13 protein-coding genes are annotated in these 15,645 nt (G+C 29.9%); all 13 read right to left on the reverse strand.

Annotated features, from left to right (window positions below; all coding sequences use genetic code 11):
- Positions 1–166 precede the first annotated feature (166 nt).
- Positions 167–445 (reverse strand): DUF4176 domain-containing protein, encoded by a 279-nt coding sequence (locus Q6H37_RS27815; RefSeq protein ID WP_318738197.1) that lies wholly within the window; start codon positions 443–445, stop codon positions 167–169.
- Between the two features lie 44 nt (positions 446–489).
- The gene (locus tag Q6H37_RS27820; protein WP_318738199.1) at positions 490–945 is read right to left on the reverse strand and encodes a hypothetical protein; all 456 of its coding nucleotides are present in this window, start codon (positions 943–945) and stop codon (positions 490–492) included.
- A 10-nt stretch (positions 946–955) separates the two neighbouring features.
- Complete coding sequence (locus Q6H37_RS27825; RefSeq protein WP_318738200.1) at positions 956–2,347, reverse strand: hypothetical protein; 1,392 nt, start codon at positions 2,345–2,347, stop codon at positions 956–958.
- 26 nt (positions 2,348–2,373) lie between these two features.
- Complete coding sequence (locus tag Q6H37_RS27830; protein ID WP_318738202.1) at positions 2,374–2,694, reverse strand: hypothetical protein; 321 nt, start codon at positions 2,692–2,694, stop codon at positions 2,374–2,376.
- Between the two features lie 80 nt (positions 2,695–2,774).
- Complete coding sequence (locus Q6H37_RS27835) at positions 2,775–3,128, reverse strand: hypothetical protein (RefSeq protein ID WP_318738204.1); 354 nt, start codon at positions 3,126–3,128, stop codon at positions 2,775–2,777.
- A gap of 99 nt (positions 3,129–3,227) precedes the next feature.
- Complete coding sequence (locus Q6H37_RS27840; RefSeq protein ID WP_318738206.1) at positions 3,228–5,603, reverse strand: hypothetical protein; 2,376 nt, start codon at positions 5,601–5,603, stop codon at positions 3,228–3,230.
- Between the two features lie 39 nt (positions 5,604–5,642).
- Positions 5,643–10,070: a type VII secretion protein EssC gene (essC, locus tag Q6H37_RS27845; protein WP_318738208.1), complete on the reverse strand. Its 4,428-nt coding sequence runs from the start codon at positions 10,068–10,070 to the stop codon at positions 5,643–5,645.
- An 8-nt stretch (positions 10,071–10,078) separates the two neighbouring features.
- Entirely contained in the window at positions 10,079–11,326 is a 1,248-nt protein-coding gene (locus tag Q6H37_RS27850; RefSeq protein ID WP_318738210.1) for a type VII secretion protein EssB/YukC, read from the reverse strand.
- A gap of 13 nt (positions 11,327–11,339) precedes the next feature.
- Entirely contained in the window at positions 11,340–11,570 is a 231-nt protein-coding gene (locus tag Q6H37_RS27855) for a hypothetical protein (RefSeq protein WP_318743184.1), read from the reverse strand.
- Positions 11,551–12,054 carry a hypothetical protein gene (locus Q6H37_RS27860; protein ID WP_318738212.1) on the reverse strand — a complete coding sequence of 168 codons (504 nt, stop codon included), beginning with the start codon at positions 12,052–12,054 and terminating at the stop codon, positions 11,551–11,553. The genes Q6H37_RS27855 and Q6H37_RS27860 overlap by 20 nt, the downstream gene beginning before the upstream one ends.
- Positions 12,055–12,190: 136 nt before the next feature.
- Positions 12,191–12,487, reverse strand: coding sequence for a WXG100 family type VII secretion target (locus tag Q6H37_RS27865; protein ID WP_318738213.1), 297 nt, complete (start codon positions 12,485–12,487; stop codon positions 12,191–12,193).
- A gap of 324 nt (positions 12,488–12,811) precedes the next feature.
- Positions 12,812–14,566: a pyruvate kinase gene (gene pyk / locus Q6H37_RS27870; protein ID WP_318738215.1), complete on the reverse strand. Its 1,755-nt coding sequence runs from the start codon at positions 14,564–14,566 to the stop codon at positions 12,812–12,814.
- A gap of 42 nt (positions 14,567–14,608) precedes the next feature.
- Positions 14,609–15,568 carry a 6-phosphofructokinase gene (gene pfkA, locus Q6H37_RS27875; protein ID WP_318738217.1) on the reverse strand — a complete coding sequence of 320 codons (960 nt, stop codon included), beginning with the start codon at positions 15,566–15,568 and terminating at the stop codon, positions 14,609–14,611.
- Positions 15,569–15,645: the final 77 nt, after the last annotated feature.

Consider the following 15,645-nt stretch of genomic DNA (forward strand, 5'->3'; position numbering starts at 1 on the left):
AGGTAACTTTCTATTTTAAGTTTGCTAAAAGCTATCAATATGCTTTCGCTTACTGATAGCTTTTATCTAGATAACCTTTTAAATTTTGATTTTTTCCAAGTTTCCTCGAAAGTGTTAGTGAGACTTGAAAAGTTGAGCTTGCTAATAATTCAATTAGGCAAATTTCTTAACACTCTCCATTTTCATCTTTCTCTAATCCTTGCAAAAACTTATTAAACCCTAATTCTTCTGCATCTTGAAAACCAATAAAAAATATTGTATCAATTTGTTCATGATTAAACAAATAATTATGATTTAAGTCAATATTTCCTTCTGGATAAATGCACGCTACATAATCCCATTCCTTCTTTGTTTCACTATCTATTTGCTTTCTTCCATATATCATTACTTTTTTTTGCCCGCCTTTTAATACTACTATTGATCCTATTGGTAAATACTTTTCCATCAATCCATTCTCCTTCTATATATTTTTTTATCATTTATTCTGCTTTAGTTAAAGACTTTTCCAACAGTTCCAAGAATAATGATTATAATCATTAAAACTATACATATTGGAACACCTATAATAGCCCGCTTACTCTTCCTCATTAATTCTACATCACCTGATCTAACAGCAGCCCTGTATGACATAACAGGAGCTGCAATAAAAAGAATTGCTATTATTATAAGTAGAAATTTATGATCAACATTTTTTAAATCTAAATAATTACTAAGCGTACCAACAATACCCATTAGTAAAAGAACAAACATTGCTCCTGAGAAATTTCGAGATCCTTTAGTACAAATACTACATATAAAAATTAATAAAATAATTATAGTTAATACTACTCCTGTTGTCACTTTTGCATGAGGGGATGCATGCCTCATTGTGTAAAACATCCAAATAGATATAAAACCTGTTATGCTTCCTATACCTTCTATCTTCTTTTTATTTTTCAAATCCATATCTAACCTCCTAGTGTAATCCAAACCAACCTTTTACTGTACTCGCTCCCGCTGATGCCAAATAACTAACTGCACCTACTGCTGCCACAGCAGCTACCGCACCAGCTGCAACTCCTACTCCTACTGCAATTTCTGGAGCAAGTACTACAGCAGCTGCCGCAGTAACTGTACCAGTAACAAAAGTAGCTGCTGTTCCCGCAAGAGCATCCCCTACTAAATAACCACCAACAGTACCAGCTCCATCAATGGCTACTGCTCCAGCTCTCTTAATACCAGTATCATTATTCTTATAATCTTCATAAGCTGTTACTCCAGCTAATGCTGTTGATGCAATACCAAAGCCTTTAGCAAGTTTTAATCCCTTTGGAAGTTCAGGTGCAACTTCAATATCTCTAGCTTCTTTTGGAATATTTCTCAATAAACTTCGCCTATAATTATGATTATAACCTAATTTCTTTAACTTTTCGTTCAGATCATTAAAAGACATTTTCTTTCCTAAAGTTTTCTCAATACTTGTAGCTATAGACTTATCTACTGATCCTACTCCCCCACTTGTATACGGTGATGTTGCTATGTTATCAAATACGGCTTCATTTTTTAATTTAGCATATTCCTTTTCACCTAAAACAATTTTTGCATATGCTAACGCCTCTTTTTCTTCCTTTGTCAAGTCATCAGGATTCTTTAGCATTAATTGCTCTACTTCATACTTATCTACTTGTCCACCTTCTGAAATAACAGAAACTCCTCTAAGTTTAGATATTCCCTCAGTTATTCCAGATATCTTCCCAAATGCTGAACATATATTGCTTTCCATTGTTTTAACACCACTGCAATACTGATTAAAGGAGTCATTAAAATCTGTCAAACTAGTTGTTTGATCCTTTAGTGATTTTCGTGCCTTTTCAATATCTTCTCCAATAGGAAATGATGTAAAGGTTAAGCTATTCAGTAAATTTTGTATTTCTACAAATTTAGAATCCATCTTCTTATAATGATCATTTATACATTTATCAACATTATTATTTATTTTAGCTTGACCTGAGTATTGAAGTGAAATCACTCCTGTATCATCATTGGTAAGGGCTGCTCCTCCGGCACTTCTTTTTATACAGTCTTCAAAGCCCTCACATCTTTTCTTTAATTTAACTGCTTCTGGTTTTTCCTCTCTTTCCATTGTATTTTCCATATACTTAAAATCTTCTTCTAACTTTGTGTAAAATTCCTGCTTTTTACTATGATTTTGTTCAAATTGATCTTTTGCCGCACCTGACCATCCTAAGTCTGTAAGTTCCTTAACAGCTTTATTGATATTTTCTTTTTGTTCTGCTAATATATTTATAAAATTTTCATAGTCTCTTATTGTAGTTGTTAATTCTCCTATATCTAGCTTAAAGTCCATTTCTATCCCTCCTATTCCCTACAGTATTAATGCTCTTCCATATGATACTCAAAGTCTTCTATTTCCATTGCAACTAATTCTTTTCCTAATTCTACAAGTTTACTTGCACATTCTTTGATTAATTTAGGTAATAAATCTGATATATCTTTATTTAACTTTTTTTCTTCACTCTTTAATTCTTCCATATTAATGCAAGAAAATGTAGCCTCACAATTACTTGCCAAACTTGATAACTCCAATGTCACCAAAAGATTTATACCTTCTTCAACAGCAAGTAGTTCACCTATTTCTGTTATCTTCTGTATATCACTTTTACATCTTGCAATATCATCATGTCTACACGCCATATTCTACCTTCCTCCCTATATGTTATTCATATTTTTATTTAAATTTCAGCCCAACCTAAAATCTTATTTTAGCTATTTACTTATTTTGCATGCTTAGCAGCTGCACTTACAGCTGCAACTCCTGCTGCTATCGGTCCTGAAATAGCTCCTGCTATACCACTTGCCAAATTAGAATCCAAACCAAACATGGAAAGTTTTGCAGTTCCTAAATCATTACTTTCTTCTTGTAAATCCTGTATCATTTGAAGAAATTTCGTCTCAACCACATTAGCAGCACATATAAAGGCTGTTCCTCCATCTCCTATCCAATTTTCTTTCATCTTAGAATTTACTTGCTTAAAATTATTGTTTGTTGTATTTAAACTTTTTTCATAGCTTGATAATTTTGACACCGTATTATCAAAAGCTTGTTCATTTAATTTAATTTCAGCCATTTTCTTATTTTCCTCCTTATCAACTTTAATGATAACTAATTAGTAATAAATCCTATATAAGTAATACATTTTATCATGTCTTATATAGGATCTATTAAACTATTTGTTTAAACTTAATTTTGTTTTTATTTTTCTCTTATATAGAATCCTTGCAAGCCACAGCACACTATATGCAACTACAACTGAAATTGCTATTCCTTTAACTTCATTAGTATCATTCTGCTGTTGCTTAAGTATATTTCCTTCTAGTGACTTATTTTGGGTTACCGATACAGGGTTTGTAATAAATCTATACAAATTTGAATTTTCTACAGTTCCTACTCTTGAATTTGATAATACACTTACTAAGGAATCCATTCTTTCTTTATTAGCATCACTTGTTTTTTCCTTAATTGTCTTGGCATTCTTTAATCCACTTGCTAATTTATTTTTAGATTCTTCAATTCCTTTAGTTAAATCCTCTGTCATTGCGGTTACATGGTCATTAGATTGCTTTCTAACTTCATCTTCAACTTTATTGTATTCATCTATCTTTTTTGTCACTTTATTGTTCAGATTTTCATTAGATTTATCATATTTTCCTAAAAGCTCAAATGTTTCTTTATCATCTTCTACCTTAGCAGGTGTTTTCCCAAGACTATCTGCATGGGTTATGAGGTTATTAAATTGGGTCATATAGTCTTTATCAAATACCGCTACTACATCTTTAACCGTAATTGGGCCCGCATTTTCTACAACTTTTTCTGCTTCTTTTTGTATTTTTTGTTTCATACCATCTACATTTTTTGTGTTGTTAGATTTAATTGTGGAAATCAATTGCTTTTTATCGGATCCATCCACTGAATCTTTTATTGGATCAATAAGACTGTCTTTTATCTTCAAGCTTTCACTCAATGGTTTATCTTTATTTTGGCTAAAGATATTTTCAAGATATTTATAGTCTTCATTATCCATAATGGATTTTGCTGATGATGATATTTTATCTGAATCAGTATTAGCTTTATTTAAATTATTAATTATATCACTTATACTCTTAATATTTTCATCATTTTCATCAACATTTTTATAATTACTGCTTCTTGACGCTATAAAATTTCCACCTTTGTCATTAATTCCTTTACCTATATATTCTTTTAATTCATTAGAATCTTTGAATGAATTATCATTTTTTGAATCCATTAATGGATCTTTTAATATTTTGCTGTAATCAATATTGTTACTCTTAACCACTTGATTGTAAACATCCTCAAAAACTTCTGGGTTACTTTCTCTTAATTTACTTATCATTTGCCCATATAATATATATTCTTCATTAAGTGATTGTGTTTTAGGATCATTTTGACTTTTTATATTTTTTTTCAAATTATCCAAATTACTTATAGCATTATTTTTTATAATATCAGAATTTGAGTTTGCTTTTTCTTGTATGTCTTTAAGTTTCTCATCAGATTTTTTAATAGCACTGCTTCCTTTTTCGTTTACCCTTGATAAGGTTTGATTTTCATACCTATCTACTAAACCATCTATTTTACCCTTATCTTTAGTTAAACCTTCTATATATAAATTAACATCAGATACATTTACATCGTAATTACTACTTAGTCCACTGTAGTCATACTTATATCTACCAGAAAACTTGTCAGCTATCTGATCTTTATCCATTTTCTTTAATCTATCTGAGAAGGTTTTAACTCCTGTATCTTTATTTATCAAGACATCTACAAGTTCATTTTTAATACCATCTAATTGTGCTTCTTTAGGTATCATCTTATCTCTGTATCTTTTATCAACTTCATCTATTATTTTTTTATTTTCATCAAAATCTTTATTTAAATCTAAATTACTAAATTTCACCCCTTTGCTGTCTAAAGGAGTTAACTTAATTGAAGCCAGTATGTCTGAATCATTTATTGAATTAATTGCCTCTAGATCAGTAGTATCATCTTTTAATATGTCTGATGCATAATCTTGTCCAGTATGTAGTTCATCAAATATACCTGATAAATACATATAACTCAGCTTACTGTTTAAATTCTTTTCAAAGTCACTTATTTTCCCTGATACTATAAGTTTATTTTCCTTACTTAATTTATCATTAGACTGATAGTAAATTCTAACTTTTGATGGTGTAACTTCATTTATTGAGGTTATATTTTTAGAGAAGTTTCCTGGAACTACAATCATAGCTCCATATTTACCACTTTCTATTCCCTTTTGGGCGCCTTCTCTATTTGTTATTTCATATCCATTGCCTAAAGAATTAAAAAAATCTAATGCGTAATTAACCTTTTTGTTCTTATAATTTGTTCCTTGATCCTGGTTTACCACTGCAATTTTAGTTGATTCTTTAATTTGTTGTTGTTTTTCTGCTAAAAAAGTGTTTTGTTCTACTTGTCTTCCAACATAAAATGAAGTGGTTGACGCTGAAATCACAGCGCTCATAATAATAAGTGCTGGTAGTACCTTTCCTTTCAAATTTTCTATTCCCCTCCTTCAATTTATTTCTTATATTATTTATTTCACTTTAGGCATTTTAATCAACTGCATTTTACCTTTGCTATACATATACCCTAGGTCTGAAGCTATTTGTGGACTCTTGGTGTAATTTGGAATTACAGTTTGATCATTTGGATTGCCTAAAATAACTGCATCTATAGAGTTTTTAAATATTTTAGTTACATCATCATATCCTTTAAGACCATTTGCTTGTACACTTGCTATAAATGCCACACCTACGCTAATTGCCTCTTCTATTATTTCCTTTACAGGTAAATCTTTGATTAAGTTTATTTCTATTGTGAAATTATCACAATCATCTATTAATACCATAATAGGATTTAATGAAGTATAATATATTTTTGGCATCAATCCTGGTTCTTCTGCTCTACGTTTATCAAATTCAGATTTTCTCTCATCAATTATTTCCTGCATCTTATGCAAAAATTCCCTTTGTTCATCTTGTGATGTAACATATTTATTAACTTCATTTTTATATGGATAAAGTTCTCCACTTTTAGAATCAAATACATAAGTTTCTGTATCTTTTCTTAGAGAAAGCATTATTTTTAGAACATTTGTCTTACCAGTTTGAGTGCCACCTATTACTAATTTAGTTCCTCCATCTAATTCAATAAATTGAGTTCCTACATTTTCTGCATCTAGTCCTACTGGAATCTTATTTCTATATTTCTTTTCATCTGCATATTCTTTAAGCTTGCTGATTGTAAGAATTTCTGGCAGCATTCTTATACCTTCCACTCTGTCACCAGTATATAAAGCTTTCATTTTACCTACCATTTTTAATATTTTATTTGCATATTCTAACTCATTTTGAAAATTCACTCCACAGTAAACCTGCATTATATTAACATTTTCCAGTTTAACCATAGCCCTTCCTGGTATATCTGGTAATGTATAATCACCCTTTCCAATGATTGTTCTAGCTTCGGTTTCATCAAATAAATAATGTACCATTTTATTTTTAAAATTGTTTAACACTGCATATTTAATTGCATTCTGACGAGAAGCTGTTGCTATGGTGAATATTCCTATACCAGCTCCATCTCTGGTTATTTTCATAATGAAGTCTTCTGCTTCCATTCCAAATTCCTTTATTACATCATAATTATCTATTATGATAAATAAAGCTGGTAATTTTTCATCACTTACCTCATTATACATTGTAAAATTGGCTACACTTGCTTCACCTAGAAGTCTTTTTCTCTTCTTGGCTTCCTCATCTATTATCTTGCACATCTTTTCGAATTTAACAAAATCATCAAATTTAATATAATCTCTTGTGTGCGGCAGCTCTTTCATTGGTATTAATCCTGAATTACCGAAGTCCAATACGAAAAACTGTAAATTTTGTGGAGAGTTTTTAACTGCCAGTGATAACATAATTGTTGTCAATGTTGTAGTTTTTCCAAATCCAGCTGATGAAAATATAACAAAATTTCCTTCCTTTGAAAAATTTAATTTATATTCATCTTGAGATTGGGTTTCTGGTATATCCACAATACCAATACTAACATTAGTATCTAGTTCTTTAAATTCTACTACATCAACTATATTATCTTCATCAATATGTGGCGAAACAATTTTAGTTTCTAATGGTGGTAACCATGGTTTTTTTACTTCTGGCAATTGTAAGCTGCTGAACAACTTATTTATATAATCAACGGTTACATCCAGTTCTGTTGCTTTAAGATTTAAATCTTCAGCACCACTACTTAAATCATTATTTAGAAGTTGACCTTGTCCTATATGATTAATAAGATATACCCTATTATCTACAGAATCATCTTCTTCACGATTTTCATAGGTTGCTCCGCTCCAAGCAGATTGAAATAATTCATAGATTTCATTATTTCCCACTTGCAAATATGCTCGTCCAGGTTCAGTTATTCTTGCTGCATCTGGTGTTTTTATAATTTCATTACTATCTGATTCATTTTGAACTTTTAATGCCAATTTAAATTTTGAGTTACTCCATATTTGATCATCAACTACACCTGATGGCTTTTGCGTTGCCAGTATTAGATGAATCCCTAAACTTCTTCCAATACGAGCAGCACTAACTAATTCTCTCATAAAATCAGGCTGCTCCTTTTTTAATTCTGCAAATTCATCGGAAATTAAAAATAAATGGGGCATTGGCTCTTTAGCTTCACCATTTTTAAATAGCTTATTGTATTGATTAATATGATTTACTTCATATTCATTAAATATTTGCTGTCTTCTCGCTAATTCACTCTTTATGGATGCCATAGCTCTCATACTTTCAGAACCATCTAAGTTGGTAATTGTACCTAGCAAATGAGGTAAATTTTTAAATAAACTAGCCATACCTCCACCCTTATAGTCAATTAACAAAAATCCAACCTCATAAGGATGAAAATTTACTGCTAAAGATAAAATATATGATTGTACTATTTCACTTTTTCCTGATCCTGTAGTACCTGCTATAAGACCATGTGGTCCATGGGCCTTTTCATGAAGATTTAAATACACATAATCGTTTTTACCTCTTACACCTAAAGGAACAGCTAAAGTTTTATATGCTTGATTCTTCATCCATAAATTTTCTATTCCAAGTTCTTTAGGATTATTAGCGTTATACATTTCAAAGAATGTTATGCTTTCTGGAATTTGATTTCTCATTCCCTTAACATGTTTTAAACAAGATAATCTTCTAGATAAGTTATCTAATTCTATATCTACATGATTGAGTTTAACTTTTTTATTCAGTAAAATTCCTTCATTTATTACAAGTGTTCCATATTCATAATTGTCAATTTTTAAAATTGTTTTAATGTTTTCAGGTAAATTAGCCTTAAACTGGCTTGTGTATATCATTGAAAAGTCTAATTTAGAATCATACTTTTGTAAATGTTCCATTATAGAATGATTTAATATTAAACTTGGTTCATCAATAACAAATAAATAATATGGTATAAATCTTATTTTATCCTGGTTTTCAGTACTTTTTATTTCTCTATCCTTTAGTATTTTAGAAACGCTGCTAAGTACTTGATCCCTCACTACCTCTGTATCTATAAGGCCTCTGACATTTATAGCACTTATTTTAAAATGGGGATACCATCTTAACCACTCAAAGTTTTCTCTATATTTTTCATTATGTATTAATATTATTTCCAGATCATTATAGCTTTGAAATAATGTCAGCTGAGCAAATATAAGATTTAATTGCTCATGTACGTATTTCTTCTCTCCCACTAATCCAAAGTGTGCCTTTTTCAAGTCAATAGCAATTGGCATGTCTTTCACTATGCTAAATTCATTGTAAACTTCATTTGCTTCATCTAATAATTCATCTTTTTCAAGTTGTATAGAATCATTAGAGAACTTCATTTCATAACTTGCTTCTATATCAGCGTTTCCTATTGCTATACTTAAAAAATCCTCATCGGTATATGTACGTTCATATATTCTACTGCTATAGAATTTTGTCATTTTATCTATTTGCTTTAATGTAGGATTATGATAATTTAAAGCTTCCATTTGTTTTTTTCTTAAGCTGTCTAATCTTTTTCTAAGACTTAACAAATACTTATCATATACTTCTTTTCTAAGCTTATTTTTTCTTTTTTCCTCTTTTTTATCACTTATATAAGAAGTTATGGAAAATACAGCACTCATCCCCATTGCAGCAACACTCATAATAATGTATATTCCTCTAGGACTTACTATGCTTATAATAACAGTTATAATTAACATTACTATTGGCGGCACTATAATTCTTGCCAGCTGTCCTCTTCTTCTTTCTCCTTTGCTTGGTGGACTTTTAACGTCTACTGTTTCATTTGGACATTCTTTAATTATTCTAGGAGATCTTTTATATTCAGGAAAACCTTCAAATTTTGTTTCTTCTAAATCCATAGTGTGAAGGGAAGTCTCATATGAAGCTGAATCTCCTTCAATACATAATATATCTTTATGATAAGCAATCTTAATTCTATCAATTAAGATTAAATCATCTTCCCTCAAAATAATTAAATTTTCTTTTGCTAACTTTCCATTCACATAAATTTCTTGTTCTGTAAGATTATATAACCTATCTTTTTCTAATCTTAATTTTAATTCTTTGGTGGTTTTTAAATAAATGCTGCTGTCTTTTGAATTTCCTATGGTAACAAACCTATGTCCCTTTATTGATACTTTCTTTCTATCATTTATAAAATAAATAATTGATAAATTTTTTTTATAACTATATTCATATCTTTCATAGGGTTTTAATTCTATCTTTTTTTCTTCAATATTTAATATGGCTATATTATTTTCATTATAGCAAGTTAAATCTCCAATATTTTCTTCCTTAGTTCCTATTTTAAATTGCTTTGAAATATATGTTTTTTTATCGCATGGAATCTCCCTTACCATATCATTTTCAAAAAATAATACACTGTTTCGATAATACATTTTTCCTCCTACTTACTTGGAGCTAAATTTATTCCGCTTCCTGATTCATTTGGTTTATCTCCGCTTGTACTTTTATCTTTAGATGTATCAGTAGTATTAGCAGCATTATTAGTATTAGTTGTTGTTGAATCTTTTGCTTTATTTTTTTTAGCTTCGTCTCCTACATTTAGTTCTTTAGTTAACTTGTCTATTTGAGATTGTAAAGCATCTTGCTCTTTTTGCTTTTCTTCCCCACTCATCTTATCATTATCTTGTATATACTTTTGTTTACTTAAAAGAGCATATAAAAGTAATTCATCATCCTGTACTTTTTTAGCTGAATCTATTGCATTATCATATTTTGATTTTCCTATTGCAATCCAATAATCTAAAATATTTTCATCACTCTTATCATTTATTGTGGCTATTATAGTTTTCTTTTTATTTTCTGCGAGATTTTGTGACATTACATATGAATATGCAAGCTTACATTTTGATTCTTTATCAAGTTTTAAGCCTCTTGTATTTTCAAAACATTTTATTACACCTTCATAATTTTGATTCATATAATAATTATTGGCTCTAATTACCATTTTATCGAATGGAATTAAGAATACTGATGTGTAAATTGTATATATCATTAATCCCAGTATTACAATACTCATTCCCCATATACTATATTTTTTTATTTTATGATTCCTTAATTTTACTTCTATGTACTTTTCTTTATCTTCTTTTTCTTGTATTTTTAAATCTTCTAAAAGTTCATTTTTAATTTCTTCAATACTTTCAATGGATATGTATTTCTTAATTTTTTTATTCTTTTTTATCAAGTCCATGCCGCCATTATAAAAGTCATTGTATGAATACTTTTTATTAAACACATCTGCAATTAAACTTTTATACTGTAAAACTAAATCTTTATAATCTATAACCTCAGCCTCTAATCTTATATCTCTATCCTTGATTTTAGGAATATAATTATAATCATAATAGATGTTATCTGTTTCTAATTTAAATGAATATTCCTCTGCTATTTCTAAAATACTGCTGACATTTATTAAGAATCTCAGCTTTTCAACAGTCCTTCTATTTTTTATTTCACTAAAAGGCTGCAATTCATTTAAGTCATATGTGAATTTTACTTCTTCACCTTCAATGTTTGCTTTACATGGAATCAAATATGTGCTTCCGTAAGTTAATTTATTAATTTCACTATCTCTTTTAGCATTTAGCTCTGATAGCTTAACTACTTTTTCAAATTCATTTTCTTTCATAATCATTTATCCTCTATAATAATTCTAATCTATCTCCTGTGTATATATTATTTTCTTCAAAAGTGCTGTATATAGAAATTATTCTCTTCTCTCTGCTGGATTTACAATAATTCACCTTTTGTAAATCTAAATTTAATCCTAAGCTATCATTAACTATCTTTATAGCTTCCTCTATAACTTGTTCACTATTTAAAGATATATCAAATTCGCCCTTTTTCTGCACTCTAAAATCCAGCGTAATCATTATATTCACTACGTTTTTCTTCTCCTCTTTGTTTCTTAATATAATACAACCTTGTTAATATGCCTGTTAGTATGCATAAAAGTATAATTAATGAAATGGTTGTAATATTAATATTACTATCCTCTTTTTCATATTCAATTTTTTTCTGTATACTTTGTTGATCAAATAAACTATATGCTTCTATATTTTGAGAAAACTTTTTATCTCTAATAGATTTTGCATTAACTGTTGTTACGAAAATACTATTATATAAATCTTCTCTATTACTCTTCTGTTTATTACTTATTTCTTGCTTTGTTTTTGCAGTCTTATCTGTAAATAAATCAATCCCATATATGTCTGGTACTGACATGTATGCTTCATTCTGACTACTTTTTAAGGAATCATGCTCTATATCTAGTCCATTATTTGCACTAACTTTATATATATTAAACGTAAATATAATTAGAATTACTAGTATACTTACTATTGTATTCTTTTTCATTCTTTAACTCCTAAAAGGGGCTGTCCCACTAAGAATAAGCCTACCAACATATCGTATTTGTCATTGATCTCCAAGTCAATATATTGTATGTAATTTTCTTAATGCGGCAGCCCTTTTAATTCAATTATTAACTGTACTATTTAACTCCAAATTTTGAAGCTATATCTTGATCTCTTTCTTGCATTGCAGACCCAGTTTGTTGTAATTGATGAGAAATAGTTTCTACAAGATTATGCATATTTACAAAGCTTGGCTTTAATTCATTAAATTGATTCTCAAAGCTTTTACTTGCTTGACCTTCCCATTCAGTTTGCAATTGCGATATTAATGAAGTCATTCTATTAATTACCTCATTAATTTTTTCTGCTTCTTGATGGTAATCCCTTGACCTCTCTAACATACGTTCTGGTGAAATTCTAATTTGATCTGACATTCTAATCTTCCTCCTTTTTTTAACTGTGCTACCTATTGTATCATAATAGTCATACTTTTTCCAATATTGGAATGGTATTATACAAATAAAATAAAAGTTTACAAATATCTTTCTCCATTTTACTCATTATTTTACACATATGTAAATAAAAATGTTTTTATATAGTATGAAAGTGAAAAATAACTTCTAAGAAGTGTACAATAATCTACCTACTAAAAAATTATTAGCATTATATAGATAAGGCTATTATTAAAGGCTTGCAAGGTTTTCTAATAAGAAAAATCAAACATAACAAAAGACTGCCATAAAAGACAGTCTTTTGATTTACATTATATTAGTTCTTCCGTTATAAACAATTCCTCTTACAACATCCATTGTAATAAAGGCTCCTGTTTTTAATACTTCAGTTGCACCACCTGCATTGCATATAATAGGTATTTCACTTGATATACATTCTATAGCTAGATGTGAAGTTAATCCACCTTCTTCTCCTATTACGCCAGCAACTCTATCAAGTACAGATATATATTCTCTATCTAAACTCTTTACAACAAGGATATCTCCTTTGTCAATAATTTCATTTGCTTCTTTAGCTGATTTAACTATTTTTACATTACCATAACCTGGTTTAGTACCTGCACCTCTACCTTGAACTAGTATATCTCCAACTATATGAACCTTAAGCATATTTGTAGTTCCTGAATAACTTACAGGTATACCTGCTGCTATAACAACTAAGTCTCCCTTTTTAACATATCCAGTTTTTAGAGACATTTCTACAGATTTCTCTATTAATTCATCTGTAGAATTCATTTTTTGTGCACATATTGGGAATACTCCCCAATTTAAAGCCAATCCTCTAGCAACTTTATCACTTGGAGTTACAGCTATAATAGGACTTGCTGTTCTATATTTAGAAACCATTCTTGCTGTATATCCGCTTTGTGTAGCTGTTATTATAGCTGATGCATTTAATTCTGCTGCAGTTGTACAAGTAGCTAAGCTGATAGCATTTGCCACAGTATAAATATGAGAATCTTTCATTTTATTTAATGTTTCTTTATATTTTATCATGGACTCAGCTTCTCTAGCTATTCTACCCATTGTTTGAGCTGCTTCTACAGGCCACTTTCCATTTGCTGACTCTCCACTTAACATTACAGCATCAGTACCATCTAATATAGCATTAGCTACATCTGAAGCTTCTGCTCTAGTTGGTCTAGGATTTCTTTCCATTGAATCTAACATTTGTGTAGCTGTTACAACAAACTTACCAGCTTTATTACACTTTTCAATTATCATTTTTTGAGTTGATGGAACTCTTTCTATTGGAATTTCTGATCCCATATCTCCTCTGGCAACCATTATACCATCTGAAAATTTAATTATCTCATCGATGTTATCAACACCTTCTTGATTTTCTATCTTGGAGATTATTTGTATATCATGTCCACCAAATTGTTCCAACAATTTTCTTACAGCTAAAACATCTGCTGCTTTTCTTATGAAAGATGCTGCTACATAATCGACACCAATTTCACAACCAAATTTCAAATCCTCAACATCCTTTTCTGTAAAAGCAGGAAGATTAGTTTTTACATTTGGTACATTGGCATTTTTTTTAGTAGTTATCATTCCACTATTTCTTATAATACAATGTATATCAGTTCCTTTAACTTCTTGAACTTCCATACCAATTAAACCATCAGCCATTAATATCGTGTCTCCTGGTTTAACATCTTTATATAGTTCACGATAGCTTAAATTACATCTTGTAGCATCTCCATCTACATCTTCACCACAAACTATTGTATAATTTGTACCTTCAACTAATTCTACTTTTTCTGGAAAATATCCTGTTCTTATTTCAGGTCCTTTAGTATCAAGTATTATTCCTATTTGCTTATTATATTTTTTTCTCAACTTTTTTACTAGTTCTATTCTTTCCCCATGTTCTTGATGATCACCATGAGAAAAATTATGTCTTGAAGCACTCATTCCCGCTTCAATTAATTTTGATAAAACCTCTTCTGTGTCACTTGCTGGTCCAATTGTAAAAATCATTTTAGTCTTTTGCATAGCTTTACTCTCCTTAATATATATTTAGAATTTACTTATATCTTAATATGATAATATTTTTGCAATATCATAAAGCTTCTCATCAAAATTTCTTGGAATCGCTAATGCTTCATCTATATCCATATCTTCTATCTTGCCATCAATTACTCCAACTACTCTTGAAGACTTTCCTTCTGATAATAATTCAACAGCTTTAAATCCCATTCTAGAAGCCAATACTCTATCTGCACAAGTAGGACTTCCACCTCTTTGAATATGTCCAAGTTTAGTAGCTCTTGCTTCTATGCCTGTAATTTCCTCTACTTTTTCTGCTAACTGATCTGCTCCGCCAATACCTTCTGCAAGTATTATTAAATTATGCATTTTTCCTCTTAGCTTACCTTCTAAAATAGTTCTACATAGTTCATCTTGATTGTAGCCTTTCTCAGGAACAATTATGCTTTCAGCACCACCTGCAAGACCTGCATAAAGTGCTATGTCTCCACAGTTTCTTCCCATAACTTCAACAATACTTACTCTTTCATGAGATGTTGAGGTATCTCTTAGTTTATTTATAGCATCTAAAACTGTGTTTACAGCAGTATCAAAGCCTATAGTATAATCTGTATATGGTAAATCATTATCTATAGTTCCTGGTAAACCTACTGTTGCTATTCCTAATTTTGATAACAATTGAGCTCCATGGAAAGATCCATCTCCTCCTATTACTACCAATCCATCTATACCAAAAGTCTTTAATATATTTGCACCTTTTTTTCTTCCTGCTTCTGTTTTAAATTCTTCACAACGTGCAGTCCTTAGCATGGTTCCACCACGTTGTATAATATCAGCTACACTATGTCTATCCATTGGAAAAATTTCACCACTTAGTAATCCACTATAACCTCTTTGTATGCCCATTACTTTTAAGCCTTTATCTAGACCTGCTCTCACTACTGCTCTTATGGCAGCATTCATTCCTGGTGCATCTCCACCACTTGTTAGCACAGCTATTGTTTTCATACTTATACCTCCTATGACCGCCGGGACATTTTATGTCCCACGAACATTATACAATATTTATTATTTTTTTACATTAT

The sequence above is a fragment of the Clostridium sp. JS66 genome, from assembly GCF_033561535.1.
Lineage (GTDB): Bacteria > Bacillota > Clostridia > Clostridiales > Clostridiaceae > Clostridium_AM > Clostridium_AM carboxidivorans.

Bases quoted from the DNA above. Each gene is read 5' to 3' on its own strand.
- Q6H37_RS27815 (WP_318738197.1), bottom strand. From the start codon at position 445: ATGGAAAAGTATTTACCAATAGGATCAATAGTAGTATTAAAAGGCGGG.
- Q6H37_RS27820 (WP_318738199.1), bottom strand. From the start codon at position 945: ATGGATTTGAAAAATAAAAAGAAGATAGAAGGTATAGGAAGCATAACA.
- Q6H37_RS27825 (WP_318738200.1), bottom strand. From the start codon at position 2,347: ATGGACTTTAAGCTAGATATAGGAGAATTAACAACTACAATAAGAGAC.
- Q6H37_RS27830 (WP_318738202.1), bottom strand. From the start codon at position 2,694: ATGGCGTGTAGACATGATGATATTGCAAGATGTAAAAGTGATATACAG.
- Q6H37_RS27835 (WP_318738204.1), bottom strand. From the start codon at position 3,128: ATGGCTGAAATTAAATTAAATGAACAAGCTTTTGATAATACGGTGTCA.
- essC (WP_318738208.1), bottom strand. From the start codon at position 10,070: ATGTATTATCGAAACAGTGTATTATTTTTTGAAAATGATATGGTAAGG.
- Q6H37_RS27850 (WP_318738210.1), bottom strand. From the start codon at position 11,326: ATGAAAGAAAATGAATTTGAAAAAGTAGTTAAGCTATCAGAGCTAAAT.
- Q6H37_RS27855 (WP_318743184.1), bottom strand. From the start codon at position 11,570: ATGATTACGCTGGATTTTAGAGTGCAGAAAAAGGGCGAATTTGATATA.
- Q6H37_RS27860 (WP_318738212.1), bottom strand. From the start codon at position 12,054: ATGAAAAAGAATACAATAGTAAGTATACTAGTAATTCTAATTATATTT.
- Q6H37_RS27865 (WP_318738213.1), bottom strand. From the start codon at position 12,487: ATGTCAGATCAAATTAGAATTTCACCAGAACGTATGTTAGAGAGGTCA.
- pyk (WP_318738215.1), bottom strand. From the start codon at position 14,566: ATGCAAAAGACTAAAATGATTTTTACAATTGGACCAGCAAGTGACACA.
- pfkA (WP_318738217.1), bottom strand. From the start codon at position 15,568: ATGAAAACAATAGCTGTGCTAACAAGTGGTGGAGATGCACCAGGAATG.